The organism is Haladaptatus sp. DYF46 (genome assembly GCF_021083305.1).
GTDB lineage: Archaea > Halobacteriota > Halobacteria > Halobacteriales > Haladaptataceae > Haladaptatus.
Window position 1 is genome coordinate 922,059 of sequence record NZ_JAJFAY010000001.1, and the last position, 26,018, is coordinate 948,076.

27 protein-coding genes and 2 tRNA genes are annotated in these 26,018 nt (G+C 60.3%); 22 read left to right on the forward strand and 7 right to left on the reverse strand.

Features of this window, described 5'->3' with window-relative positions:
* Positions 1 to 11: 11 nt before the first annotated feature.
* The 5 genes from LJF34_RS05215 to LJF34_RS05235 all read left to right on the forward strand — a co-directional run bounded on the left by LJF34_RS05215 (position 12) and on the right by LJF34_RS05235 (position 5,444).
* Complete coding sequence (locus LJF34_RS05215; protein ID WP_231183724.1) at positions 12 to 1,559, forward strand: ABC transporter ATP-binding protein; 1,548 nt, start codon at positions 12 to 14, stop codon at positions 1,557 to 1,559.
* Complete coding sequence (locus LJF34_RS05220; protein ID WP_231183725.1) at positions 1,556 to 2,869, forward strand: ABC transporter permease; 1,314 nt, start codon at positions 1,556 to 1,558, stop codon at positions 2,867 to 2,869. The genes LJF34_RS05215 and LJF34_RS05220 overlap by 4 nt, the downstream gene beginning before the upstream one ends.
* Positions 2,862 to 3,914, forward strand: a complete 1,053-nt coding sequence (locus tag LJF34_RS05225; protein ID WP_231183726.1) for an ABC transporter permease — start codon at positions 2,862 to 2,864, stop codon at positions 3,912 to 3,914. Before LJF34_RS05220 ends, LJF34_RS05225 begins: the two co-directional genes overlap by 8 nt.
* 222 nt (positions 3,915 to 4,136) lie before the next feature.
* Complete coding sequence (gene cdd, locus LJF34_RS05230; RefSeq protein ID WP_342765859.1) at positions 4,137 to 4,556, forward strand: cytidine deaminase; 420 nt, start codon at positions 4,137 to 4,139, stop codon at positions 4,554 to 4,556.
* A 69-nt stretch (positions 4,557 to 4,625) separates the two neighbouring features.
* Complete coding sequence (locus tag LJF34_RS05235; RefSeq protein ID WP_231183729.1) at positions 4,626 to 5,444, forward strand: nucleoside phosphorylase; 819 nt, start codon at positions 4,626 to 4,628, stop codon at positions 5,442 to 5,444.
* On the opposite strand, the gene LJF34_RS05240 is transcribed toward LJF34_RS05235, so the two are convergent.
* Positions 5,441 to 7,714, reverse strand: a complete 2,274-nt coding sequence (locus tag LJF34_RS05240; protein WP_231183731.1) for a DUF2298 domain-containing protein — start codon at positions 7,712 to 7,714, stop codon at positions 5,441 to 5,443. The genes LJF34_RS05235 and LJF34_RS05240 overlap by 4 nt on opposite strands.
* A gap of 149 nt (positions 7,715 to 7,863) precedes the next feature.
* On the opposite strand from LJF34_RS05240, the gene LJF34_RS05245 reads away from it, so the two are divergent.
* The 12 genes from LJF34_RS05245 (at position 7,864) to LJF34_RS05300 (ending at position 17,407) form a co-directional block, all read left to right on the forward strand.
* Positions 7,864 to 7,938 (forward strand) — tRNA-Met (locus LJF34_RS05245).
* 105 nt (positions 7,939 to 8,043) lie between these two features.
* Positions 8,044 to 8,118: transfer RNA gene (locus tag LJF34_RS05250), tRNA-Met, on the forward strand.
* Positions 8,119 to 8,216: 98 nt separating this feature from the next.
* Positions 8,217 to 8,900 carry a type 1 glutamine amidotransferase domain-containing protein gene (locus LJF34_RS05255; protein ID WP_231183733.1) on the forward strand — a complete coding sequence of 228 codons (684 nt, stop codon included), beginning with the start codon at positions 8,217 to 8,219 and terminating at the stop codon, positions 8,898 to 8,900.
* Between the two features lie 55 nt (positions 8,901 to 8,955).
* On the forward strand, positions 8,956 to 9,225 hold the full coding sequence (locus LJF34_RS05260) for a hypothetical protein (RefSeq protein ID WP_231183734.1): 270 nt from the start codon (positions 8,956 to 8,958) through the stop codon (positions 9,223 to 9,225).
* A 143-nt stretch (positions 9,226 to 9,368) separates the two neighbouring features.
* Positions 9,369 to 11,429, forward strand: a complete 2,061-nt coding sequence (locus tag LJF34_RS05265) for an ABC transporter substrate-binding protein (protein ID WP_231183735.1) — start codon at positions 9,369 to 9,371, stop codon at positions 11,427 to 11,429.
* Between the two features lie 185 nt (positions 11,430 to 11,614).
* A complete protein-coding gene (locus tag LJF34_RS05270; protein WP_231183736.1) occupies positions 11,615 to 12,601 on the forward strand; it encodes an ABC transporter permease in 987 nt (328 codons plus the stop codon).
* Positions 12,602 to 12,604: 3 nt separating this feature from the next.
* Positions 12,605 to 13,561: an ABC transporter permease gene (locus tag LJF34_RS05275; protein ID WP_231183737.1), complete on the forward strand. Its 957-nt coding sequence runs from the start codon at positions 12,605 to 12,607 to the stop codon at positions 13,559 to 13,561.
* 3 nt (positions 13,562 to 13,564) lie between these two features.
* Complete coding sequence (locus LJF34_RS05280) at positions 13,565 to 14,713, forward strand: ABC transporter ATP-binding protein (RefSeq protein WP_231183738.1); 1,149 nt, start codon at positions 13,565 to 13,567, stop codon at positions 14,711 to 14,713.
* On the forward strand, positions 14,686 to 16,053 hold the full coding sequence (locus tag LJF34_RS05285) for an ABC transporter ATP-binding protein (protein ID WP_231183739.1): 1,368 nt from the start codon (positions 14,686 to 14,688) through the stop codon (positions 16,051 to 16,053). Before LJF34_RS05280 ends, LJF34_RS05285 begins: the two co-directional genes overlap by 28 nt.
* Positions 16,054 to 16,132: 79 nt before the next feature.
* The gene (locus tag LJF34_RS05290) at positions 16,133 to 16,624 is read left to right on the forward strand and encodes an LEA type 2 family protein (protein ID WP_231183740.1); all 492 of its coding nucleotides are present in this window, start codon (positions 16,133 to 16,135) and stop codon (positions 16,622 to 16,624) included.
* A complete protein-coding gene (locus tag LJF34_RS05295; protein WP_231183741.1) occupies positions 16,624 to 17,109 on the forward strand; it encodes a hypothetical protein in 486 nt (161 codons plus the stop codon). Before LJF34_RS05290 ends, LJF34_RS05295 begins: the two co-directional genes overlap by 1 nt.
* Before the next feature lie 40 nt (positions 17,110 to 17,149).
* Complete coding sequence (locus LJF34_RS05300) at positions 17,150 to 17,407, forward strand: hypothetical protein (protein WP_231183742.1); 258 nt, start codon at positions 17,150 to 17,152, stop codon at positions 17,405 to 17,407.
* Here the strand turns inward: LJF34_RS05300 and LJF34_RS05305 are convergent.
* From LJF34_RS05305 to LJF34_RS05330, 6 genes are all read right to left on the reverse strand, one after another.
* Complete coding sequence (locus LJF34_RS05305) at positions 17,404 to 17,616, reverse strand: hypothetical protein (protein ID WP_231183743.1); 213 nt, start codon at positions 17,614 to 17,616, stop codon at positions 17,404 to 17,406. The genes LJF34_RS05300 and LJF34_RS05305 overlap by 4 nt on opposite strands.
* Before the next feature lie 7 nt (positions 17,617 to 17,623).
* On the reverse strand, positions 17,624 to 18,151 hold the full coding sequence (locus tag LJF34_RS05310) for a hypothetical protein (RefSeq protein ID WP_231183745.1): 528 nt from the start codon (positions 18,149 to 18,151) through the stop codon (positions 17,624 to 17,626).
* Positions 18,152 to 18,154: 3 nt separating this feature from the next.
* Positions 18,155 to 18,406, reverse strand: coding sequence for a hypothetical protein (locus tag LJF34_RS05315; protein WP_231183747.1), 252 nt, complete (start codon positions 18,404 to 18,406; stop codon positions 18,155 to 18,157).
* Positions 18,407 to 18,450: 44 nt separating this feature from the next.
* Complete coding sequence (locus LJF34_RS05320; protein WP_231183749.1) at positions 18,451 to 18,792, reverse strand: hypothetical protein; 342 nt, start codon at positions 18,790 to 18,792, stop codon at positions 18,451 to 18,453.
* Position 18,793: 1 nt separating this feature from the next.
* Positions 18,794 to 19,360 carry a hypoxanthine/guanine phosphoribosyltransferase gene (gene hpt, locus LJF34_RS05325; RefSeq protein WP_231183750.1) on the reverse strand — a complete coding sequence of 189 codons (567 nt, stop codon included), beginning with the start codon at positions 19,358 to 19,360 and terminating at the stop codon, positions 18,794 to 18,796.
* Between the two features lie 384 nt (positions 19,361 to 19,744).
* Positions 19,745 to 20,149, reverse strand: a complete 405-nt coding sequence (locus tag LJF34_RS05330) for a type IV pilin N-terminal domain-containing protein (protein ID WP_231183751.1) — start codon at positions 20,147 to 20,149, stop codon at positions 19,745 to 19,747.
* 503 nt (positions 20,150 to 20,652) lie between these two features.
* Here LJF34_RS05330 and mbhE point away from each other — a divergent pair.
* From mbhE to LJF34_RS05355, 5 genes are read left to right on the forward strand one after another with little or no spacing between them, the layout of a single operon-like run.
* Complete coding sequence (gene mbhE / locus LJF34_RS05335) at positions 20,653 to 23,028, forward strand: hydrogen gas-evolving membrane-bound hydrogenase subunit E (protein ID WP_255665911.1); 2,376 nt, start codon at positions 20,653 to 20,655, stop codon at positions 23,026 to 23,028.
* The gene (locus LJF34_RS05340; RefSeq protein ID WP_231183753.1) at positions 23,025 to 23,486 is read left to right on the forward strand and encodes an MnhB domain-containing protein; all 462 of its coding nucleotides are present in this window, start codon (positions 23,025 to 23,027) and stop codon (positions 23,484 to 23,486) included. The genes mbhE and LJF34_RS05340 overlap by 4 nt, the downstream gene beginning before the upstream one ends.
* The gene (locus LJF34_RS05345; RefSeq protein ID WP_231183754.1) at positions 23,483 to 23,839 is read left to right on the forward strand and encodes an NADH-quinone oxidoreductase subunit K; all 357 of its coding nucleotides are present in this window, start codon (positions 23,483 to 23,485) and stop codon (positions 23,837 to 23,839) included. The genes LJF34_RS05340 and LJF34_RS05345 overlap by 4 nt, the downstream gene beginning before the upstream one ends.
* On the forward strand, positions 23,836 to 25,431 hold the full coding sequence (locus LJF34_RS05350; protein ID WP_231183755.1) for a proton-conducting transporter membrane subunit: 1,596 nt from the start codon (positions 23,836 to 23,838) through the stop codon (positions 25,429 to 25,431). Before LJF34_RS05345 ends, LJF34_RS05350 begins: the two co-directional genes overlap by 4 nt.
* On the forward strand, positions 25,428 to 26,018 hold the full coding sequence (locus tag LJF34_RS05355) for a Na+/H+ antiporter subunit E (RefSeq protein ID WP_231183756.1): 591 nt from the start codon (positions 25,428 to 25,430) through the stop codon (positions 26,016 to 26,018). Before LJF34_RS05350 ends, LJF34_RS05355 begins: the two co-directional genes overlap by 4 nt.

Below are 26,018 nucleotides of genomic sequence, written 5' to 3' on the forward strand. Positions count from 1 at the left end.
CCAGATTTAGAATGAGCCGGGCGGTACATCTCGACGGCATTACGAAACGATTCCCGGGTGTCGTCGCAAACGACAACGTCGATCTGACGATAGAACCGGGATCGATTCACGCACTTTTAGGGGAGAACGGGGCCGGAAAGACGACGCTGATGAACGTCCTCTACGGTTTGTACGAACCGACGGAGGGCCGCGTCGTCGTCGACGGCCAACCGTGTGAGTTCGACTCGCCACGCGACGCCATCGAGAACGGAATCGGCATGATTCACCAACACTTCATGCTGGTCGATACCCTCTCGATCGCGGAAAACATCGTTCTCGGAAACGAACCCAAAAAGTGGGGTGGATTGGCGATGGACAGCGACCGCGCCGTACGCGAGGTGCGAGAACTAAGCGACCGGTACGGGTTCGACGTGGACCCGAACGCGCTCGTCGAGGACGTGAGCGTCGGCGTTCAACAGCGCGTCGAAATCCTGAAAGCCCTGTATCGCGGCGCGGACGTCCTCATCTTGGACGAACCGACCGCGGTGCTGACGCCACAGGAAATCGGGGACCTCCTTTCGGTCCTCGACGAACTCACGGCGCAGGGAAAGAGCATCATCTTCATCACGCACAAACTCGGCGAGGCCATGGAGGCCGCAGACCAGATCACGGTCCTTCGGGACGGGAAGAACGTCGGGTCGGTCGATACCGACGGGACGACCCGCGAGGAACTCGCGGAACTCATGGTCGGCCGCGAAGTGTTGCTCGAAACCGAAACGGAACCGGCGGACCCGGGCGACGTGATGCTCAACGTCTCCGGGCTTCGCGTCACGGACGAACGCGGTGTCGACCAGGTGTCAGGCGTCGACGTCGTTGCCCGAGAGGGAGAGGTGTTCGGCATCGCGGGCGTCGACGGAAACGGTCAGTCCGAACTCATCGGATCCATCACCGGTCTCACCTCGCCCGACGAGGGGTCGATTTCGTTCGGCGGGACGGACGTGACGAAGCTTTCCCGCCGCGAGCGCATCGAGGCCGGGATGGCCTATATCCCCGAAGACCGCCAAGTTCGAGGATTGGTCATGGAGTTCGACCTCGTCGAGAACGGCCTCCTCGGAAGCCAACATTCGGAGCCGTACGCGAAGGACGGGAGAATCGACTGGAACGGCACGCGAATCCACGCCGAGGAGATAATCGAGGAGTACGACGTTCGCCCACCGGACGCGGACGCGTCGGCGGAGTCGCTCTCCGGCGGCAACCAACAGAAGTTCATCGTCGGTCGGGAGTTCGCGCGCGACCCGTCCCTCGTCGTCGCCGCTCACCCGACCCGCGGTGTGGACGTCGGCAGCATCGAGTTCATTCACGACCGACTGCTCGAACTGCGGGCCGAGGGGAAGGCCATCGTCCTCGTCTCCTCGAAACTCGACGAAGTGCAGCAGCTCTCGGACCGACTCGCAGTCATGTACGAAGGTGAAATCATGGACGTCGTCGACCCGGACCGCGTGACAGAAGAGGAACTCGGCCTGCTGATGGCGGGCGAATATCCGGAGGAAACGGAGAGTCCCAGAGGTGAGGCGCAGTGAGTTCGTGGCGGGATCAAGCGGAACGGGGGTTGGCCCGGCTCGTCGAAGCGTCGGCGGTCGAACGGGTCCTCATCAGCATCGCGGCGCTCGTCATGTCGATCTTCGTCGGCGGGTTCGTCATCCTCATCTCCGGGTGGGTCGCGACGTGTTCCGACCCGTTCCTCGCACGACAGGTGCTCATCACGATTCCGGGAACCGGTGGCTGGGGCGTTCAGTTCCCGATTCCGGGGTCGTTCTGTTACAACCCGGTTCAGGTGTACAAGTACCTCTTCGTCGGGTCGTTCGCCAATCCGCAGACGTCCACGCTGTTGCCGCCGGACTTCGTCCTCGACAAGTTCAGTCTCGCGGTGACGCTTCGACAGACGAGCATGCTCCTCTTCGCGGGACTGGCCGCCGCAGTCGCGTTCCGCGCGGGGATGTTCAACATCGGGACGCAGGGGCAACTCGTGCTCGGCGCGCTCGGTTCGGCGCTTTCGGTGCTGTGGGTCGCCCCGTACGTTCCCGGCGGACTCGTCGGCAGTCTCGTCCTCATTCCGTTCGGCTTGGTCGTCGGGGCGCTCGTCGGTGGCGCGTACGGCGCGATTCCGGGGGCGATGAAGGCGTACGCGGACGCGAACGAGGTCATCACGACCATCATGCTCAACTTCATCGCGACGGGCGTCGCGTTCGTCCTCGTCTCCGAGTACTTCAAGAATCCCGCGAGTCAGACCGTCGAGACGCGCCCCGTCCCGGGGGCCGCGGTGCTTTCGCCCATCGTGTTCCCGAGTCAGGCGTCGTTCTCGATACTCGTCCTCATCGGCGCGCTCGCCCTCGCCGCCGGACTCTATCTCCTCCTGCACCGGACCTCGTTCGGATACGACCTCAGGACGAGCGGGATTCAACCGGAAGCCGCCGAATACGGCGGCGTGGACGCGAAACGAACGATGGTGTCGAGCATGGCGCTCTCCGGTGCCATCGCCGGTATCGGCGGGACCGTCTACGTCCTCATGATCCTCGGCCGCTGGCAACAGGGCGTCCCGTCCTACGGGTTCGACGGCATCACGGTGACGATTCTCGCGGGCAACAACCCGCTCGGCGTCCCGCTGGCCGCGCTGTTGTTCGGCATGCTCAAGAGCGGAAGCCTCGCTATCGACTTCGCGCTCGGCGTTCCGAAGCAACTCGTCGGCGTCCTCCGCGGGCTTATCATCCTCTTCGTCGCCATGCCGGAGTTCTTCCGCATGATCGGAAAACGGGTGACGACACCCGAATCGAGGGGTGCCGTCGCCGCGGACGGTGGCCCCCGAATCGAGGGAGGTGAGGGGGATGAATAAACGCCTCCAAATCACCGGCATCTCCGTCGCTATCGCCGCGCTGCTCGCCGTTCTCGGCCTCGTGTTCCCGAACAGCGCGCTGGGGAAGATCGTCGGGACCATCAACGCGAGCTACGTGAGTGCCGCACTCCGATTCACGGTTCCGATCGGTTTCGCCGCGCTCGGCGGAATATTCGCCGAAAAGAGCGGCGTCATCAACATCGGACTCGAAGGCCACCTCATCATTTCGGCGTTCACCGGCGTCGCGGTCGCTAACGCGCTGGCAGGATCGGGAAGCGCGACACAGACGACGCTTTGGCTCGGATTCCTCGCGGCGGTACTTGCAAGTGCGCTCTTGGCGCTCCTGTTCGCCATCGTCTGTATCGAGTTCAAGGCCGACCAGATCATCGCCGGACTCGCCGTTTGGCTCATCGCGCTGGGACTCGCGCCGTTCGCCAGCAAGATCCTCTGGGGCGGCATCAACAGTCCGAGCGTCGGAACGCTCTCGAACTGGCGGATTCCGCTCCTCGCGAAGATACCCGTCGTCGGTCCGATCCTGTTCGACGCGAATCCGACCGTGTACATGCTTCTCGTCGCCGTGCCGTTGACGTGGTTCGTGCTGAACGAGACGGCGTTCGGCCGCTGGGTGAAAGCCAGCGGGGAGAACCCGATGGCGCTCGATACGGTCGGCGTCGATGTCCAGCGCGTTCGCTACGCGAGCGTCCTTCTCTCCGGGATTCTCGCCGGAATCGGCGGCGCTGGACTGTCGCTGGGACAGGCGGGCCTGTTCAACGGCAGCGGCACCACGATGGTCGACGGACGCGGATGGATCGGTATCACCGCCTACCTGTTCGGGAACTACAACCCGCTCGGGGCGTTCGGCGCGTCGTTCCTCTTCGCCAGCCTCGATGCGCTTCAGTTGCGACTCCAACAGGTCGGCTTCAGCGTTCCCAACGAACTCATCGGCATCATCCCGTACGTGACGGTCATCATCGTACTGGTGTTCGTCGGGCACACTCGAACCCCGGACGCCGCGGGCGAACCCTACGAGTCCGGCGAGGAGTAACGGGGGCGGCCGGTCGTTCGGCACGACCGACGTTTGGCGCGGTTCGGTTCTGACGTGTTTCGATTCTGGTTTTCCGCCGGTCGTGGTCGCGTGTTCCCGTGATGGGACGAGTTCGAGTAACTCGCCGAGGAAAATGCAAACCGCGGATTCGACGAAGCGGCGAAACACGACGGGGTTGGCTTCGTTTTGCTATAAAAATATTCGCTCCCCGGTGGGTGTCGGTTGTTATTTGACCCGCGAAACCGCACCTTCGCTATGGACGAACTCGTCGAGCAGGCACGCGAGATACAGGACCGCGCGCACGTTCCGTACTCCGACTACCCGGTCGGTGCGGCGCTCCGGACGGCGGACGGAACCGTGTACATCGGTTGTAACATCGAGAACGCGAACTTCAGCAACTCGCTTCACGCGGAGGAAGTCGCCATCGCGGAGGCGATAAAGTCGGGGCATCGGGAGTTCGACCGCCTCGCGGTCAGTTCCGAGCGACGCGATGGCGTCACGCCGTGCGGGATGTGCAGGCAGACGCTCGCGGAGTTCTGTGACGACGATTTGGTGGTCGTGTGCGACCACGGCGACGGCGTGACCGAGTACACGCTCGGCGAGTTGCTTCCGGACACGATAACCGAGGAGATGCTGGACTGAACGGCGGGAGACGAAATTCACCGACCCGAACGCGAAGCACCTATTTTTGCGGCGGCAATCGTGAGTGGTATGGAAGACAGCGAAGACCCGAACGCGGACGTGCAATACCACATCGAAGTGAGGGAAGAGGACGTCGCGAACGCCGTTCTCCTGCCGGGGAACCCGGAGCGAGTCGAGAAGATCACGCAGTTCTGGGATTCCGCGGACGAAAAGGCGTTCCACCGCGAATACCGAACCGTAACGGGGGACTACGACGGCACGCCCATCAGCGTCACGTCGACCGGTATCGGCAGTCCATCGGCGGCCATCGCGGTGGAAGAGTTGGCGCGAATCGGCGTGGACACGTTCATCCGGGTGGGGTCGTGCGGCGCGATTCAACCCGAGATGGACGTCGGCGACCTCGTCATCACGACCGGCGGCGTCAGACAGGAAGGGACGAGCGACGAGTACGTGCGCGAGGATTATCCGGCGGTCGCGGACTATGAAGTCGTCGCGGCGCTGGTCGCCGCCGCCGAACGACTGGAGTACGACTATCATACGGGAATCACGATGAGCGCCGACAGTTTCTACGCGGGACAGGGCCGTCCCGGATTCGAGGGCTTTCTCGCGGAAGGCGGTAAGGAGTTGGTCTCCCATCTGAAGGACGCAAACGTCAAGAACATCGAGATGGAGGCGAGCGCGATTCTGACGATCGCGAACGTCTACGACCTTCGTGCGGGGGCGGTCTGTTCGGTGTACGCGAACCGCGAGACGGGCGAGTTCAGGACGGAAGGTGAACACTGCGCGGCGGAGACGGCGAGCCTCGCGGTGAAACTACTGGCTCGAATGGATGCCGTGAAAGCGGAAGCCGACGTCGACCGCTGGCATCCGGGTCTCTCGCTCGATTAATTTGCCGTCGTCTCCAACCCGATGACGGTCCGATTGACGCGGTAAATCGAAACCGAACCCGAGTGGTGGACGCGGTGGATTCCGGGGAACCGTTCGAATCCCGTCCGGCCGTACCTGTCCCGTTCCCGTGGACCGTAGTAGATGTACCGAACGTCGTATTTGTCGAGCCTGCTGGCACGGGTCTCCCACGCCGTATTCGGACTGAATATCAGCTCGACGTCGTGTTTTCGTTCCAAGTAGGCCGAGTCGCCGCGGTAAATCCGTTCCTGATACCATCCGACGACGGTCGGAAGTCCCGTCAGCGAGGAAGCCGGACTCCCCCAAGCGTAGGGGTCCCCGGGTGCGGAAACGATGTGCGGGCGTCCCTCCCTCGAACCGAGCCATTCGATCGCGTCGGCTTCGTCGGAGTGGACCGTCGAGACGAAGGCGAGTCCATCGAGAGTCGGGTCGTCGGCACGATGTATCGGGTTTTCGGAGCCGACGTGTTCGGCGAACCCGAAGGCACCGTACACCGACGTGGACAACACGAGAACGGCCGCAACGAGTGCGACTCCACGCCGGAGCGACAGCGGGAGTTGTCCGTGACGGCCACCGGAAAGCCTCGGTATCGCACCCGCGAGCAGTCGGGAAAGCCCGACGCCTCCGGCGACTCCCCAGAGGACCCACACCTGCATGTACACCTTGAACACCGTGTTGAATCGTCCGGAAATGGCGTTGTCCCGCACGTACGCGAACTCGACGAGGAGGACGAGGCCCGCACCGGCTACCAGCAACACCGTTTCGAAGCCGAAGTCGGGGTCACGACGGAGCAACAGCCATCCGCCGACGAGGAAGGGCGCGACGAGCAACAGGGCGGCGATTCCGGTTTGCCAACTGATCGCCGCTAGCAGGAGTACAAGTACTCCCGTGCGTGCGAGGTCGTCCGTGTGCCAACGGGTGTTCGCCGCGAGATACAGCGCGAACAGGCCGAGGAATCCACCGTGGACGATGAGCAACTCGACGGCACTACTGTGGTCGGGGAGGAAGCCGAGTCCCCGGGTGCCCGCTGCCCCGAACAACACGTTGACCACGAACGGGGTCGCCCAGACGAAGGCGAGGCCGCCGACGGCAACGACGAGGAGCAGCGAAACCACGATTCGTCCGAGTTCGTCGGCGAACGGCGACCCGTCGGTCATCGAAACGACGCGTTCGCCGCCCGGAACGAGCCTCGCCGGGTGCGTTTCCGCGAACACGAGCGACAGCCAGACGACGCCGAGGGCGGTCGGAAAACTCCAGAAGCTGATGGTGCTGACGAAGGCGACGACGGGCGGGAGAACTCCGAAGACCAGAAGCCGTTGCCGCCGGGCGTCGGATCGATAGACAGCGTAGCCGAGGGCCGCGACGAACAGCAGAAACGGCTGTCCCATCATGTGGGCGTGAAGGTCGCCGTTCAGATACGCGAAGAAGGGGAACTCGTTTATCGTTCCGACCATCACGCGACTGGCGTCCCAGTAGGAAAAATCCGCCGGCGCGAGGGGAATCGCGGTCGGGTCCATCTCCAGCGGTTTCGCGATTGCGTCGAGGAGCCATCCCGGAAAGCTTCCCGCGAGCAAGCGCAACGGCGTAAACAGGTTCCCGGCGACACCGACAAGAAAGGCGGCGCAAACGCCCGCGAGGCGTCGTGGGCTTCCGTGCCGGTCGGCGATCGCACCCGCCAATCCGTAGGCGGTGGTGATGAGCATGCCATAGAATCCCGCGAGCGAGAGGTTGTAGCTGTACTGTGGTGGCGTGCCCGACAGTTTCGTCAGGATCGCTGCGATGAGATGGCCGCCGTAGTAGTACCGAACAGGTTCTCCCGCGAACCACATGTCCTCGGGCGGGAGCGCGGGTGCTCGCATGAGCGACTGCAACAGGCCGAAGTCGAGAAACTTCTCGCCGCCGGTCGCGATGATGCCCGGGTCTATCGCGCGGACGATGACGAGAAAACAGAACGCGACCGTGAAGACAGTCATGGCTTCCGCGTATTCCTGTAGGTCGATTTCGATATCACGTCGAGTCAGCAGTATCGACAGGGAAGCGAGAAACAGGACCGCGACGAGAACCGTAATGTTCGAGAAGACGAACTGGCCGAACCAGTACGTCACGATGGTAACGACCGTGAGGCTCACCGGAAGCGCGAACGTCGCTCCCCGGTCCGGGAATCGTCGAAAGAGCGTCGTTGCGACCGGTAATCCCGCGATTGCAAGGAGGTAGTAGAGGATTAACCAGAAGCCAACGAGCAAGAACTCCATTTCTGAGTCAGTCCGGGTACTACAGTGATATACTTCTTGCGGTGTTGTCTATCATTGAACATAACTCACACGCGGTGATGCCGCGATACAAAATGACATACGGCGACCGAATCACAACCCATAACTAGCCGACGGCAGTACAAACTGGTAGCGGGATGGGATAGCCAGGAGATTCCGGCGGGCTCATAACCCGCAGATCGGTAGTTCAAATCTACCTCCCGCTATTTTCACGCGAGTCGTCTCGACATCCACCCGGTCTCTCGTTTTGCAAAATCACATACGGCGGTCGAATCATAACCCTTAACTAGCCGACGGCAGTACAAACTGGTAGCGGGATGGGATAGCCAGGAGATTCCGGCGGGCTCATAACCCGCAGATCGGTAGTTCAAATCTACCTCCCGCTATTTTTACACGACTCGTTTCGACATCGACGACGTTTCTCGTTCCTTCAAATACGGCCGGTGCCGCCCCACTTATTCCCCGCGAACCGGTAGTCCCACCCATGGCATCCGCACTGTTCGTCGTTAGCGAGGAAGGATACTGGGGAGAGGAATGTATCGAACCGCTACAGACGCTGGACGGGGCGGGGGTCGACATAACGGTCACGACCCCGAGCGGCGGGAGGCCGGTCGTCGACGAACGGTCCGTCGATCCGGAGAACGTCGGCGAGGAAACCGCGGAGCGGGTCCGCGAAGCGCACGAATCGGATCCACGACTTCAAAACCCGATTCCGTTGGCGGCGACGAGCGCCGACGAGTACGATACCGTCGTGTTTCCCGGTGGACACGGAACGGAATGGGACGTGAATCAGGACCGCCACGCTCGGGCACTGCTCCGCGATGCGGTAGAAACGGGAGACACGAAAGCGCTCGTCGTCTGTCACGCCGTGGGACTGCTGGCGTTCACCCGCGATAGTGACGGTGAGTTCCTCGTGGACGGTCGAAACGTCACCGGCTTCCCGAACGACTGGGAGGAGGGAATCGTGGACGAGAACGACCGCATGCCCGACGGACGGAAGCTCCCGTACTGGGTCGAGGACGAGGTGAAAGCGGCGGGCGGCGTTTGGGATGCGGAACTCGACGCCGAGACGAGCGTACGAACCGACGGTGACCTGTTGACCGCTCGCGGTCCGGGATCATCTCACGCGGCAGCGAAGACGCTCCGCTCCGCGCTCGGTATCGAATAACGGGTGAACAAAAAGCGCGTGATTTATACCCGATTCGTTCCCAGTTGACACGTAGATGATAGGCACGCGTAGCGTTCTGGCAGTGATGGCCGGTGGCGTCATGATAACCGCTATCGTTGCCTTGCACTCCGGCCGAAAGTCGACGGGACTCTGGTTGCTGACCGCAGGGTTTTTCATCGCCACCATCTGGTCCGGGCTGAGTATCGCTTGGACACGGAACAATTCGGGAATGCTGTCCTTCGATTCACACATCCTCCTCGGTTCGACGGCACTCGCCGGGACGATCTATTACGGAATGTTGGCCCGAGAAGCGGCCGCCGAATAATCGGTCCAAATCGAGCGACTTGAGGGCTCTTTGTATCGATAACGGCGACTACTTTTTCACCGAAGCGGGCTTCTATAACGTCAGGAAAACTAAAAGCTTCTGCTAACCAGTAGTTTTAAATACATCTTCTACAAGTGTTTGGTATGCCACGGCGACGCAACCCGAGTGGTGCTGACGATACCCGAAGGAACTTTCTAAAAGCGAGCGGGGCCGGCGCTGTTGCTCTCTCCCTCGCAGGGTGTTCCAGCAATGGAGACAAAGAGACCACCGATGACGGGGGTACCGAGGACGGTGGTGACACTACTGAAACAACTCAAGCTCCGAGCAAGAACAGTCTGAGCCCCGACGACATCGAACCCGGTGGAACGCTCCGATACGGGATGGCGGAAGCGCCCGACAGCCCGAACATCATGCTGTCCGGCAGCGTGTACTCCGCGGTCGCTCTCTCCCCGGTCTACGATTACGGTATCGAACAGGACCCGGTGACGTTTGAGGTCAAACCGAGCGTCTTCACGGACTGGACGATCAAAAACGCAGACAAGGAGAAACCGGACGTCTACTTCAACGCGCGCAAAGACGGACTCGAATGGAACGACGGCGAGAAGTTCAAGACGGAAGACATCCTATACTCCTACCAGTTCCAACTCGACAACGAACCGGGACAGTTCTCGATCTGGAACGATTACGAGATGATCGAGGAGGCCAAAAACGACTGGGACTTCCACGTCAAACTGTCCCGACAGGTCGGGACGTGGGACGCCGACATTCTCGGTGACCCACCACTGATTCCCAAACACAAGTGGGAAGGCGTCGATTACAAGAACTACGACCCGACGAAGGAGAACGAGGAGGGTCCTGTCGGAACCGGACCGGGGAAACTCGTCCAGTGGAATCCGGACACCTCGATGCAGATCAAGTTCCGCCGCGATTACATCGAGAACACCTACGCGCTCAACAAACTCGACTGGAAGAAAGAACACGACTCGCTCATCCACGGCGGTCCGTTCCTCGACGGCGTGAACTTCAAGGTGTACGGCGGAACGTCGCCGCTCACGCAAGCGTTCCTGAACGGCAAGGTCGACACCCACTACGGGAGTCTTCAGACTTCGAAGATTTCGAAGGTCGAGAAGTCGGACGACAAGGGTCTCGTAAAGGGATACGACAGCGGCTTTTCCTACTACGGATTCAACTGTCGTCGCGCCCCGCTCGACGACGTGGCGCTCCGACAGGCGATGTCGTTCCTGTACGACGACGTATTCTGGGTGAAGACGCTCAAAGGGACCTACGTCATCAAGGGCGACTATGCCCAGTCCCCGGGGTACAAAGGTGTTCGGCCGGAGACTATCTACGGCGGCGACCTGCTGACGGACCCGCGAACGAACGCGTTCGACTTCCGCGGAAAGAAGGGTAGCAAACAACCCAAAGTCGCGGAGGTTCGCAAGTTCCTGAAGGACGGCACGGTCGTCGATGGCTCGAAGGGTACCTACGCCGGAAAGGACTTCCCCGGAACGTTCTCCGGTGTCAAGGCCAGCCAATCGAAAGCGAAGTACAAGTACACGTTCGGTTCGGTCAAATCCGACAACCTCAAAAACGCGAAGGTCGAGGTCGATAAGGAGATTCGTGTGGATGGAAAGACCATCCCGGAGATGATGGACGGCGACGCCATCAACCTCTTCATTGACCCGCCGAGCGAACAGCCACAGGAGGCGAAAGCCATCGAACAGTGGAAAAAGAACATGCAACGGGTCGGTATCCCGGTCAAAACCGAACCGGTCGCGTTCAACACCATGTCCGGGAAGGTGTACGAGACCGAAGAGTTCGACGTGTACCCGATGGGTTGGGGCGGAACCAGTCCGTATGGAACGTCGCTCTACTCGTTCTTCCACTCCGAGAACGCCGGCGAGGACACGGAGAAATTCGCGTACAACTCCACGGGATACGGTATCTCGGGTGGCAGCGCGGACAAACTGCTCTCGGAAGCGTACAAGGAGACCGACCCCGAGAAGCGCTCCAAGAAGTACGCAAAGGCGATGGAGCGAATCTATCTCGACATGCCGTACATGCTCCGCGATTACGCGAAATACCGCTGGCCGGTCAACTCGGCGAAGTTCGACGGGTTCGTCGAGAACATCGTCGACCCCGGATACGCGAACTGGGACACGGAGTACAGCAGTATCTTCCTCAAAGAGAACCTGAAGAAGTAACCACGTCTTCGACCGTCGAGGGGTGGTTTTTTCGCGCTGTGGGATAGTAGACCGGTGGTTGAATTTAATACCCAACCGACACGAGAACCACCACATTGATAATGAATGTATGCCATGAATGGCATAGTTACGCAAGAGTAAGACGATATGGTAATCAGGATACCAAAATCAACGGACGACAGAAAATGACAAGGATTAGCACCCGTTATCTCGCGAAACGGCTGATCGTCTCCTATCTGACGTTACTGGTCATAATGACGATTCTGTTCGTGCTCATTCGGAGCATGCCCGGATCGTTCATCTCGCAGATGATAACGCCGGAGATGAAGCCGGCACAGATCGCACGGCTTCGGGAGCAGTGGGGACTCAACGAACCGCTGTGGCGTCAGTACGTGGACTTCATGATAAACTATCAGACCGGAAACTTCGGTCGGTCGCCGACGAAGCAGGTCCCCGTCTGGGACATCATCGTTCGTCGGTTCCCGCGGACTATCATCCTGTTCGGTGCCGGATTCGTCATCGCGTACACGGTCGGCCCGCTCGTCGGCATGTATCTGGGCTGGTGGCGAGGAACGAACAAGGACAAGTTCATCTACACGTCGGGACTCACGATGTACTCCATGCCCGCGTTCTGGATCGCGTGGCTCTTCATCTGGCTGTTCGACTACAAGCTGAAGTTGCTGAAGAGCGCGTACATGGTCGACCAGTTCGGGGTACAAGATTGGACGCCACTAGTGGCGATGGGCAGCATCTTACACCACATCGCACTTCCGCTGTTCAGCATCGCGTTCGTCGGGTGGGTCGGGTCGATGCTCGTCATGCGACCGTCGATGAACAACGTCACCGGGGAAGATTACGTCTTCCTCGCGCGAGCGAAGGGTCTCAGCGAACGGACCGTGATGATGAAACACGCGGCCCGGAACGCGCTGATTCCGGTCGCGACGCAGGCCATCGTCGGCCTCGCGTTCCTCGTGGACGGGAGCGTCATTATCGAGCGAGTGTTCAGTTGGCCCGGTATCGGGGATATGCTGGTCAGTGCGGTCTTCGATCAGGACTATCCGATCACGCAAGCGGCGTTCTTCCTGCTCGCCGTCATGATAATCACGATGCGTCTCCTCACGGACGTCGTCTACACCTTCCTCGACCCGCGGATCAAGTTTGGGGGTGAGTAACCAATGTCAACACAATCGGAAAGCACATCCACGACGAACACGCTCAAGGAACGATGGGAACCGCGAATCGAACGCTTCAAACGGGGATGGAGCCGGTACACCCACCACAAGATGGGTGTCATTGGGCTCTTCATCCTCGTCGTTTACGTCCTCTGGGCGCTGTTTCCGTCGGTGTTCGCGCCGCACAACCCTTCCTGGCGTCTCTTCGTCGGAAACGACCCGTACGCCCGCTTGACGCTCCAGCAGAGCCAACAGTTCCCTCACCCACCCGCGTTCGGCGACCCGGCCTTCATTCCGTTCGGGACGAACGGCAAGGGCCAAGGGGTATTCACCCTCCTGGTGTACGCTGCGAAAGACGCACTCTACATCGGGTTTGCGGCCGGAATCCTCTCCAGCCTCGTTGGGGTTCCGCTCGGCCTCATCAGTGGATTTTACGGGAACACGTGGATCGACGAGACGATCCAACGCATCGTGGACGTGATGTACGGGATGCCGTTCCTTCCGTTCCTCATCGTTCTCGTCTCGATCCGGGGTGTCAGCCAGACGAACATCATCCTCGGTATCGCGATCACGTCGTGGCTCAACAACTGTATCCTCATCCGGGGGGAGACGTTGTCGCTCAAGGAACGGGCGTACGTCGAGTCGGCACGGGTCGCGGGTGCGAGCGACACGCGAATCGTGTTCCGGCACATCCTGCCGAACGTCATTCCGCTCGCGTTCGTGTTCCTCGCACAGGACGCGGCGGGCGCGATCATCGCACAGGCATCGCTCGCGTACCTCGGTCTGGGCGACTTCACGAACAACTCGTGGGGAATCATGATTCAGAACATCAAATCCGAAAGTTACGTCTTCGAAGCACCGTGGTGGCTCATCCCGCCGGGACTGGCGATCACGTCCATCGCGGCGGCGTTCTACTTCATCGGCTTCTCGGTTGAGGACCTCGCAAACCCACAGGAGTAAACCATGTCACTACTAGAAGTAAACGATCTCAGTGTTCGTTACGACGCCGGGGACAAGCAAGTTCACGCCGTCGATGGCGTCAGTTTCAACGTCGAACACGGCGAGACGTACGGTCTCGTCGGTGAATCGGGCTGTGGAAAGACCACGTTGGCAAAGTCGCTCATTCACTTACTCGACTCGAACGGGTACGTCGAAAGCGGCAAGATTTGGTTCGATGGAACCCTCCCCGAGTGGGAAGACGAACGCGGGAACGCACGTCGCGAGATAATCGACGACGACCGATATCCGGTTCGTGCGGACGGGATGACGGACCTCGCACAGTTGGACAACCAACAGATTCGGGACATACGGTGGCGAAACATCGCGCTGATTCCGCAGAGTGCGATGAACGCGCTCAATCCGGTGTACAAGGTCGGCGACCAAATCGTCGAAGCCATCTTGCGCCACGAACCGAACACGCCGCCGGAAGAGGCCCACGACCGTGCGCGCGACCTCATCGAACGGGTCGGAATCGACCCCGACCGCGCCGACGACTACGCTCACCAGTACAGCGGCGGGATGAAACAGCGTGCAGTCATCGCGATGGCGATGGCGTGTAACCCGGACATGCTCATCGCGGACGAACCGACGACGGCACTGGACGTCATTATCCAGGACCGCATCCTGGAGGAGTTAGAAGAGCTCCAAGAGGAGTTCAACGTCGCTATTCTCGTCGTCAGTCACGACATCAGCGTCATGGCCGAGATATGTGACCAACTCGCGGTCATGTACGGTGGAAAAATGATGGAGAGCGGTCCGATGCAGGACGTTCTCGTCGATTCCGCGAACCCGTACACGCTCGGCTTGAAGAACTCGTTCCCGACGGTCGAGGAGGTGGACCAAAACCTCATCTCGATACCCGGGACGCCGCCGACGCTACTCGATCCCAGCGATGGATGTCGCTTCGCTCCTCGGTGTCCGTTCGTCGTGGACGAATGCCATTCGGTACACCCACCGATGTACGACACGGAGCAGGCGGAAACGGGAAAACGAACCGAGGCGAGTTCACCGCACGTCCACCGGTCGGCGTGCTATCGCGTCAACGAACTCGAAACGATGCGCACCGAGGCGCGTAAGGAGGAAAAATGGCAACAAACAACGCAGACTCACTAGTAGAGATACGGAACGTCTCGAAGTTGTTCGACCTGTCGCAGAGCGCCATCGACCAACTACTCGGTCGAGAAGCACAGCCAGTCCGGGCCGTCCAGAACGTCGATTTGACCATCAATCGGGGCGATATCATGGGTATCGCCGGCGAATCGGGCTGTGGGAAGACCACGCTCGGAAAGTTGCTGGTCAAGCTGTACGAACCGACGGAGGGGAGAATCATGTTCGACGGACGGGACATGTCCGAGCTGCTGCGCGAGGACCAACGGGAGTTCCGCGAGCGGGTCCAAATGATCTTTCAGGACCCGTTCGAGAGTCTGAACCCTCGAATGACGGTGTTCCAGTCGGTCGTCGAACCACTCAAAATAAACGACATCGGGGACGGCTACCAAGACCGTCGTGAACGGGTCGTTCAGGTGTTGAACGACGTCGGGCTCGCCCCTGCGGAGGCCTACCTGAACGAGTTCCCGAAGGAACTATCCGGTGGCGAGCGCCAACGCGTCGCCATCGCGCGTGCGCTGGTCGTCAACCCCGACTTCATCGTCTGCGACGAACCCGTGTCGATGCTCGACGTGTCGATTCGTGCGGGCGTGTTGAACCTGATGAAGGAGTTACAGGACGAGTACGGGTTGACCTACGTGTTCATCAGCCACGACCTCTCGCTGATTCGCTACATGTGCGACCGTACCGCCATCATGTATCTCGGGAGCATCGTCGAGCAAGGGCCGACGGATGACGTGGTCAATAACCCGAAACATCCCTACACGGAAGCGCTGTTCGACGCGGTACCGGAAATCGAACCCGGCGCGCAACGCCGACGAGCGAACGTGACCGGCGAAGTGCCGAACCCGAGAAACCCACCGTCCGGGTGCCGGTTCCACCCCCGATGTGCCAAGATAATTCCTCCGGAGGATTGGAGCGGGAGCCAGGACGCGTTCCGCCGAGGATGCAATTTCAAACGGCGCGTTCAGACCGACGACATTCCAGTGGAAGAGATCGCAGAGGAGTACGCAGAGCAGCGGAGGGCGGTCGATGCCGTTCTCGAAACGGGTCTCTCGCTGGAGCTGCCCGATGAACACCAAATCGCCGGCGACGGAAGGGGAACGGTCGACATCGATTCGCTCGATCTGCCGAGACAGGCCGAAAACGCCCTTCGGTCGGCCACGCGTGACCTCTTGGAAGGAAACGAGGAGGACGCGATGGAACAACTCGACCGAATGTTCAACTCGATCTGTGAGCGCCAGTCCCCGGAACTCCGTCAGTCCGGCGACCAAGTAACGGCGTGTCACCTCTACGGTTCGTCCGTCGCGAACAGGGAAACGATTGCGCCGGACGCTTCGGACTGAGCACCACGATCGGCTCGCCGCTCTTTTTTGTGAAAAAGGAAACTCTTACGGTAATGACACGCATAGACAATGTCATTGAATGCCAGGTTCGACCGCTCGCTCCGTCCTCCGTCCAGAACGGCCGCTCCTCGTCGCCGCAATCGTCGTTACGGCGCTCGTCACCGCGTGGTTGTTCGTTCCGACCATGCAGGGACACGTTGCGATGATGAACGTCGGTTCCGTCGACGTGACGACTTCGAATTCGGCCGTGACCGACGGCGGTGAGTATCTCACGACGACGCTTTCCATTCGTAATCCGACTGGACGGGATATCGTGTTCTACAGCGGGTTGATACACGTGTACGATGGCGAAACGCAGTTATCGGACGGGACGACGACGCCGTTCGGTGAGACGACGGTTCCCGCGAGGGAGACGGTGACGTTACGGGTCGAAATCGACCTCAACCCTGACCGGGTTTCCCGGACGAAACGTGCGGTACGCTCGGGGTCCGCGTCGTTCTCGGGGAGTCTGCGCGGTAGAATCGGGCGGGAAGGCATACACGTTCCCCTACATGCGGGAGGGTCGAACTGATGGCTGAAACGGAGACGAACAGAAACACGAACTCCGAGATGAAAACGAACGGGTGGACGAGCGACCGCCGTCAGGAAAGCGTCCATCGCCGACGGTTTGCGCTCATCGTAAAAGGAGCGGTGGTCGGCCTCATCGGCGGAATGGCGGCGTTTACGTACAACCTGTCGGAGCTGATGGTGGTTTCGATAGATCCGACGTACGTACTCGTCCCGCTCGCTCTCGCGGGCGTGTTTGCCCATCTCGTGGCGTACGATTTGCACGAGAGCATCCGTGTCGGACTCGTCGGGTTCTTCGTCGGCTGTGTCGCCTTGGTTCTGGCGTGGGTCGCACCGCTCTGGATTCTCCCGTACACGTCCGGTGCCCGTGACATCCTGATTCCGAAACTGACCGGAACGGCCATCGTCGCCGCCATCATCGTCCACGGGGCGGTGTATCTCGGCGCGTATCTCTCCACGCTGCTAGTGAGCGCATACGTGTCGGGCTAAAACCGGGAGGGTTTTGGTTCGCCCACCGGTACCCTCGTTCGTGTCGAAAGACGTACCAACCCGGGAGCGGTCGGTTCGTGAGCGCGGAACCTTCGCAAAGCACGGCGATGACCCGACGCTGGCTAGTTATCTCTCGTCGCTGTTTTTCGTCCTCTCGGTGCCAGCACTCATCGTGCTGACCTACGGTGGATATTGGTACGGGTTCTATTCCTACAGCGCCATCGTTCCGGTGTTTGCGGGGCTGCTCGTCGCTTCGATTACGCTCGTCTTCGCCATCATGCACGTCCTCACGCGTTAGAACGTGCTGTTGCGAAGCGTCATGTAGAACATGACGACCATCGCCGAGACGAGGAGGACGAACTCCAACCGAGTCGCCGACCGCTGGCTCGAAACCACGAACAGGACGAGACTCGCCCCCCCGAGGAGCGCGACGACGAGGAACAACAGCAACGAGAAGTTAGCCTCGTCGCTCACCCAGTAGAATAACCGGTTTCCGAGGTCGTCCATGGTGTTGTTAGAAGCGCAACCCCTCGTAAACGCACTCGACCGGTTCGAGGACGAGTTGGAGCGCGAGCGTATAGGTCGTCAGCGCGAGTTTCGAGTCGGCGGTAAATGCCGACCCCTCGTCGCGCCATTCGGCGACGCTGGCAGCGAACCTGACGTGTGAATCGTGAATCGTCATGAGCCACTTCGTTGGCAGTTCATCGGGAGACCCCTTATGCGTCACCCGAAAGAGATATTTGAACGTAACATCTTCTCGGCCGCTGATGTCCTCTCCAGCCTGTAGTTCGGGTAGCTGTGGGGTTCCGAACAACTGGATGAGACGGTACAGCGGAACGCCGATGTTGTCGGTTTCGGCCGCGTTGGGGTCGTTGCCGAGGTAGGCGACGACGTTCAAGTCCTCCCGTTCCCGAACGTTGTCCTCGACGAGTACGTCGCCATCGTTCCTTCGCTCCTCGATTTCCTCCCGCCGGACGGGTTCGACGAGAACGTCCTGGAGTTCCTCGAAATCGGGGGCGTCAGGGTGATTTCGAACATCCATACGTCAGTACGCGAAGTAGTGGAATCCCTTCCAGCCACCGTAGCCGACCGCGATGACGGCGATGCCGGTCACGATTACGACGAGCGATTCGCCGTGGGTCATCGTATCGTTCATCTGCGGGATTAACTTAAAGTACAGCGACAGCCCGAACAGGAGGAAAATGTAGCCGATAGCCGCTCCAAGCAGGGCAACGATTATCGATAGCAGCCCGATCGGACCGCGAAGCGATTTCGGGACGCTAGTCTTCAACGCCATGCTTTGTGCTAATGGGGCACAAGCATAAACGTTCTGCAACGAGTTCACTCGCTTTTATCCCGTTTTCGTTCGCGAGATTCGAGGTTCTCCATGCTCTCGTCCGATAGCGGGGACATCCGCTGATCGAACTCCTCGCCCGAATCGTCGGGCCTTGCCGCCGCTTCCCGTCCCGCAAAGTACGAGTTGAGGAACATCTCGTGGTGTTCCCGAAGGGTGTATCCGACCCAGATGAGCGCGAGACCCGGCAGTAACCGGAGGACGAACGCAGGTGACGTCACCCCGTACGTGCTCACCACGACCGATCCGTGGATGGCGTCACCGACGAGGAGCGCTCCGATTACGAGCGTGGTCGTCGAGGCCATCGACAGGAACTGGCGGGAGAACATCTTACCCGTCGCCGTGTTCGTCGATGATGACGACTTCCCCGTCCTGTACGTCCACGTTGATGAGCGTCTTCACCCGATAGTCGGTGTCGTCCAACTCGTTCGCGCCCACCTTCTTGATGACGGCACACACGTCCACCACGTCCGCGCCGATGTATTCGAGCGCCTGCGTGACGGCCTTCATCGTCCCGCCCGTGCTCAACACGTCGTCCAACAGCAGCACGCGGTCGCCCTCGTCCACGTTGTTGATGAACATCTCGTTCTCCGAATAGCCCGTCTGCTGGGACAGCGAGACTTCGCCGTCGAGTCCGTACTGACGCTTGCGGATAACCACCAGCGGAATGTCGGTCATCAGCGACACGGCGGTGGAGAGGTGAATCCCCATCGCGGCGGGGGTGACGATTTTGTCGACGTTCTCCAAATCCGTCTTGCGGATGATCTTGATGACGATTTCGCGCAGGAGCGTCGGTTCGAGCATCGGAATCCCGTCGCTGATGGGATGTACGAAGTAGTGATAGCCTTCTTTCTCGATGATCGGGGCGTCCAAGAGCGACTCCTTCAACTGGTCCATGCTGGGGGTATTCAGTCCATCAGTAAAAGATGCCGGTATCGAGTTCGTCGGTGCGGTACCGTGTCTCTCCCCGACTACCGGCGAGTTCGCTCAGGTTGGTTTTCGTCGGCATCTCTCGGAATGTCTGTTCGGAGGATGACTTCCGCTGTCCCCCTTCACTTTCACCGCGGGTAAGGCTCACGACTTTTAGGGTCCTTCGCCTACGAAGAAACGCGGGTGGGAGAGACCCGCGACAAATCGATTGCCAACACCCCTACCCTAACCCAGCAGGGTTCGATTTGTTTCCATCCTTTCGATAAAAAGAGATCAAATACAAAATAGAGTATAAAAGTAAAGCTCAACAGTAAATATATATTTCAAATATATAATGTTTTTATATTAGAATTAGTTAACTTCGTACGTGCTAATGACGTTTGTTTTCCCGTTAATCTCTGCTGTAACTGTAATCTTATTACCCGCAGAGCAGTCACCCACAGGAATAATTTCACCGACTGTGGTGAAATTTGATTTTCCTATTGAGTTACAACTACCGGGTTGAATACTCACATTGGAAGGATTTTCCACATTCCCAAGGGATGTGAGTTGAACGTCAACACTACTACCGTTTACTTGATCAAACGAAACACCTGCTTGTGCATTCTTATTTACATTGTTCCCCAATCCCATCACGAACGTTCCGATGACTGCCGCCAGAATAACCGTGATGGCAACCATCAGGATCACGCCGATGACGGGACTCACTGCTCGCGTTTCGGATAACTTCGAGGCTACTTTTTCTTTGAGTGTCATGTTTTTGGTTTCTCCTTCGACGCGCGGTCGCACCATCCGAACGCTCCGTTGTCGGTAAGCGTCCCGACAGTTGTTCCCAAATACTCGAAACAGGATATCTTCGAACCTGATCCATATTTGCCGTTTCCGGATGGTATGCGCGTTATAAGACGACTTACTACTAATGCCTAATAAAGATATGGCTGTATATGTTCACTCAAAAGTAGATGATATGTTTATTGAAATTAAATGTATGGCTGAAGAGAAACTCCCGAAGCCAACTGCTCATTACCGACGTATATCTGGTGCAACGTTGGCATTTCACCTGCAGAACGTACCGATTGACGTCATAAAAGGTAGATTATCCGCCGAACGGTTCGTAATCTCGGTTAAATCTGACAGTTTGATTCGAAATCAGCCACAAATAGCACACAGTTTTGAGAACTGTTAAGGTACGTCCATCGCCATTCTCGTGTGTGCAATCACCATCGAACCCGACAGCCGTAGTTGTGCTTGCGCTGGTGATGCTTCCCTTCGCGGCGGCGGTGGTGACCCCACTCGTCTACCGCGTCCTCCGCGAGCGGACCGCCTACTACGCGGCGGCGGTCGCGCTCGCGTGTTTCGGGATGGTCGCAAGCCAGCTCGGCACGAGCGGCTCGGTTTCCTACCAGTGGATTCCCTCGCTCGGGGTTTCGCTCCAGTTTTACGTGGACGGACTCTCCTTGCTCATCGGCTTCCTCGCCAGCGGGGTCGGCGTGCTCATCCTCACCTACTCCGGTGGATACATGCACGGCGAACCGGGCAAGGCGAAGTACTACACCGCGCTGTTGGCCTTCATGGGGTCGATGCTGGGCGTGGCGTTCTCGGCTGACCTCATCTCGCTGTTCGTCTTCTGGGAACTGACGAGCCTCTCGTCGTTCATCCTCATCGGCCACTACACGGACCGGCGGTCGTCGCAGTACGCCGCCCGGAAGTCCATGCTCATCACGGTGTCCGGCGGGCTGTTCATGCTCATCGGGTTCCTTCTCATCAACCACGTCGCGGGGACGTTCGCGATGTTCGGGCCGAGCGGAATCCTCTCTCCCGAAAACGCGGCGATGACGAACGAGCAACTCCACGCGGCGGGGCTGTTCGTTCCCGCGCTCGCGCTCATCGCCGTCGGTGCGGCGGCGAAGTCGGCACAGGTCCCGCTTCACATCTGGTTGCCGAACGCGATGGAAGCGCCGACGCCGGTTTCCGCGTTTCTTCACTCCGCAACGATGGTCAAGGCGGGCGTCTACCTCATCGGGCGGTTTCGGCCGCTGTTCCTCCCCGAGGGGGTACACGCCATCCCCGACTGGATGTTGCTGTTCGCGGTGCTCGGGTTGGCGACGATGACGATTACGGCCATCCTCGCCGTCGCGGCGACGGACATCAAGGAGTTGTTGGCCTACTCGACGGCGAGCCACCTCGGACTCATCGTCGCCGGGTTCGGGTTCGCCTCCGAGTACGGTGCCGAGACGGGCGCGTTCCACATCCTGAACCACGCGATGTTCAAGGCCGCGCTGTTCCTCGTCGCCGGTATCATCGCACACGAGGCGGGAACTCGGAAGATAAAGCACCTCGGCGGGTTGTGGCGTGACTTACCAATCACGGCGGCCATCACCGTCGTCGCGGCGCTCGGGATGGCCGGAGTACCGCCGTTCAACGGCTTCTACTCGAAGGAGTTCCTCTTCGAGTCGGCCTACCACGCGGCCGAGATCCATGGCGGACTCGCGTGGCTGTTTCCCGTCGTCGCCGTCTTCGGGAGCATCTTCACGTTCCTCTACTCGATTCGGTTCCTGATGCTCTTCTTCGGCGAGAAGCCGAAAGGGTTGGGTCACGTTCACCGCCCTCCGCTGACGATGTTGGTTCCTCCGGCAATCCTCGGAACCATCGCGGCGCTCATCGGACTCGGCGGCGTGACGGACACGTTCGGCGTCGCACCGTCGGCGCTCAACGGCTTCGTGGGAAGCGTGGTCGAAAGCACCCTTCCGCCCGCGGCAACCGCCGAGGCCGCCGAAGCGATTCACTTCAGCTACCACCTTCCGACGTCGCTCACGCCCGCCGCGACGATGAGCGCGATAACCATCGGCGTGGGACTCGTCGCCTATCAGTACTACGACGACTTACACCAGGGCATCAACCGCCTGCTCACGGTCAACCCGCTCCGCGCGAACTGGTGGTACGACAACGCGGTGTACGGCCTGAACGACGCGAGCGTCGGGGCGATTCCGCACATTCAGACCGGCCTCCTCCGCACCTACGCGACGTGGTCGCTGACGGCGGTGACGCTCCTCGCCCTCGGCGGGTATGCGGCGGCGGGCGTCGCGCTTCCGAGTTTCGGCTTCGCCCCGGGTATGACGCCTTCCCTCGCGCTCGTCCTCGGCGTCGCCGTGGTCGGCGCGTTCGCGGTCAGCATCGCACCGTCACACGTCTCGGGCGTGCTGACGCTCTCGATCCTCGGGTTCATGGTGGCGATATTCTACATTCTGGCCGACGCGCCGGACCTCGCGCTCACCCAACTCGTCGTCGAGACGCTCTCGCTCGTCATCTTCCTCCTCGTCTTGGACCGTCTCCCGACGTTCTACGGCGAGATAAAGCGCAGTCGCGCAATCCGCGACGGCGTTCTCTCCGTCGCCGTCGGCGCAACCGTGTTCGTCACGGTTCTGGTGACGACGGTGGCGAACCCGAACTCCATCGCCTCGAAGTTCCTCGAATACGACTTCACGGTGAAGGAGGCGGGCGGCCACAACATCGTCAACGTCATCCTCGTGGACTTCCGTGGCTTCGATACCATGGGCGAGATCTCAGTCGTCGCGATGGCTGCCCTCTCGGTGTTGACTCTGATCGCCATGCGGGAACGAGGTGAAACCCAATGACGACCATAATCACACGAACGGTCACACGCACCGTCGTCCCGCTCATCTTCCTCACAGCGGTCGCGTTGATGTTGCAGGGACACAACCACCCCGGCGGCGGGTTCATCGCGGGCGTCTTGACGACGACGGCGTTCGCCCTCATCTACATTATCTACGGATTGGACTTCCTCGAAGAGGAGATATTCCACCGGATGGTTCGCGGCCCGGTCGAACACCTCCAGCACGGCATCGTGGAGAACTACCGGACCATGTTCGCGTTCGGGTTGGCCCTCGCCGCCGGAAGCGGTCTGGTGGCGATGGGATTCGGTGACGCCTTCATGAACCAAACGTACGAGGTGTTCCACTTCCCGATTTACACCGACTTCGAGGTGGCGAGCGCGCTCGCCTTCGACACGGGGGTCTACTTCGTCGTCGTTGGCGCGCTCCTGACGATACTCTCGGTGGTGGGTTCCGAATGAGCGAAGCGGCGAACCCCCAGTTGATACTCGCGATAGTCCTCGGGGTGTTGTTCACCCTCGGGACGTTCCTCGTCCTCCGACGGGACGTGATTCGCGTCATCTGGGGTGTCACCATCATCAGTCAGGCCGCGAACGTCTATCTCGTCACGATGGGCAAACTCGGCGGAAGCGTCCCCATCTTCGGCCACGGGAGTCACGGCGGCGGCCACATCACCGACCCCCTCGTGCAGGCGCTCGTCCTGACGGCCATCGTCATCGGGTTCGGGACGACGGCGTTTTCGCTCGTCCTGACGTATCGCGTATACCAAGAACACGGCACTATCGACCTCAACGAATTGGGTGACTCCACATGAATCAACTCGTCATCGAACCGCTCCTCGTTCCGCTCGTGACGGCGATTCTGACGCTCGTCTTCCGGCGGTATTCGACCGTCCAACGCGGCATCAGCCTCCTCGGCAGCGCGGCGTACGTCGTCGTCGTCGCGTTACTTTGGACCGACGTGGACCCGTTGGGCGCGGCGAGAACCATCCCGTATCAGCTCGGCAACTGGCCCGCACCGTTCGGTATCACGCTCGTCGCCGACCCGCTGTCGGTGTTCATGCTCGGACTCGCCGCCGTCGTCTCGTTCGCCGCGATGGTCTTCTCGGTGCAGTACGTGGACGAGTTCGGCCAGCAACTGTCCTACCACCCGCTGTATCACTTCATGCTGGTCGGCGTGAGCGGCGCGTTCCTCACGGGCGACATCTTCAACCTCTTCGTCTGGTTCGAGGTGATGCTCATGTCGAGTTACATCCTCGTGGTGTTCTACAGCGGGCCACAACACACCCGCGCGGCGCTCCAGTACGTCGTCCTCAACCTCATCGGGAGCGCGGTCATGCTCCTCGCCATCGGCGGCATCTACTCGACGACTGGGACGCTCAACATGGCCGATTTGGCACAACGACTCGCCAACCCGGCGGCGAACAGCATCACCCCGCTTCCCGTGTTGGGTCTGTCGGCGCTCCTGTTCACGGTGTTCGCGCTGAAATCCGGGCTGGCACCGTTCCAGTTCTGGGTGCCACCGGCGTACAGCGCCGCACCCGCTCCCGTTTCCGCGATGCTCGCGGGCGTCGTGAAGAAGGTCGGAATTTACGCCATCATCAGGCTGTACTTCACCGTCTTCTCGGCGATGTCGATTCCGGCCGGATTGAGTCTCCCCGGCCTGTCCGGCACCTCATTACTCGACTTCTTCGGCCCGGTCATGTTCCTCATGGCGAGCGCGAGCATCCTGCTCGGCGGCCTCGGCGCGGTGGGGCGCGACGACATCGACGGCTTGCTGTCCTACTCCAGCATCGGACAGGTCGGATTCATCGTCCTACCGCTCGCCATCGGCGCGACTGCGGGAAGCGAGGAGATCCGAATTCTCGCGGTCACGGCGGCGCTCATCTACGCGCTGAACCACGCGCTGGCGAAGGGACTCCTCTTCCTCGCTTCGGGGTCGGTGTTCTCCTCGGTCGGTTCGACGCGCTTTGCCGACCTCGGCGGCCTGACGCGAAAGGAACCGGTCCTGTCGGCAGTGTTCTTCGTCGGTGCGCTCTCGCTCATCGGCATTCCGCCACTCTCGGGCTTCTTCGGGAAATTCCTCGTCTTCCGCACCGCGGGCGACGCGGGTGCCGCGGGTGAACCGGGCGCGTACGTCGCGCTCGGAATCGCGCTGTTCGGCGCGATTCTCACCATCGCGTACTTCTCGCGGGCGTGGAACCGCGGTTTCTGGGGCGAGGTGAATCCGATGGTCGAGAACGGCAGCGCACCGACCGGCGTTCTCGTCCTCGTCGGACTCGCCGCCCTCGTCCTCCTCGTCGGTATCGGATTCGATCCGGTGTATCGAGCGGCGGAGGCCGCGGCCGGGGCTGCACTTCACAGACAGGAGTACGTCCAAGCGGTCCTCGGAGGTGGGGCGGCATGAAGAAGTGGCCCGTCATCGGGTTCGTTCTCGCCATCCTCTGGCTGTTCGTCAGGGGTGTCGCGCTCGAACCGAACAGGATACTCGGCGAGTTCCTCATCGGACTCGCCTTCGGCATGCTCATCGCGTTCATGCTCCGACGGTTCTACACGCCGGAAACGAACGTCACGCGGAGCGTGCAGGCGCTCCCATACGCCGGATTGTACCTCATCGTGTTCATCAAGGACCTCATCATGGCGAACCTCGACGTCGCCCACCGTGTCCTCCTGCCGAGCATGCCCATCGAACCGGGCGTCGTCGTCGTTCCGCTTCGAGTGCGGACGGACGGGGCGATAACGACCATTGCGAACAGCATCACCCTCACGCCAGGGACGATTACCATGGATTACGACGAGGAGACGAACGCGCTCTACGTACACAGCATCGACGCCACGGACGTCGACGACATCGTCGACCCGATTCGAACGTGGGAGGATTACGCCCTCGTCATCTTCGACGAGGAGGGCAAACCCGGCGACCCGGTGCCGGAACTGCCGATGGCCCACGTGAGCGGCGAACCGGCCGAGGGAGGTGTCAAGCGTGGCAACTGA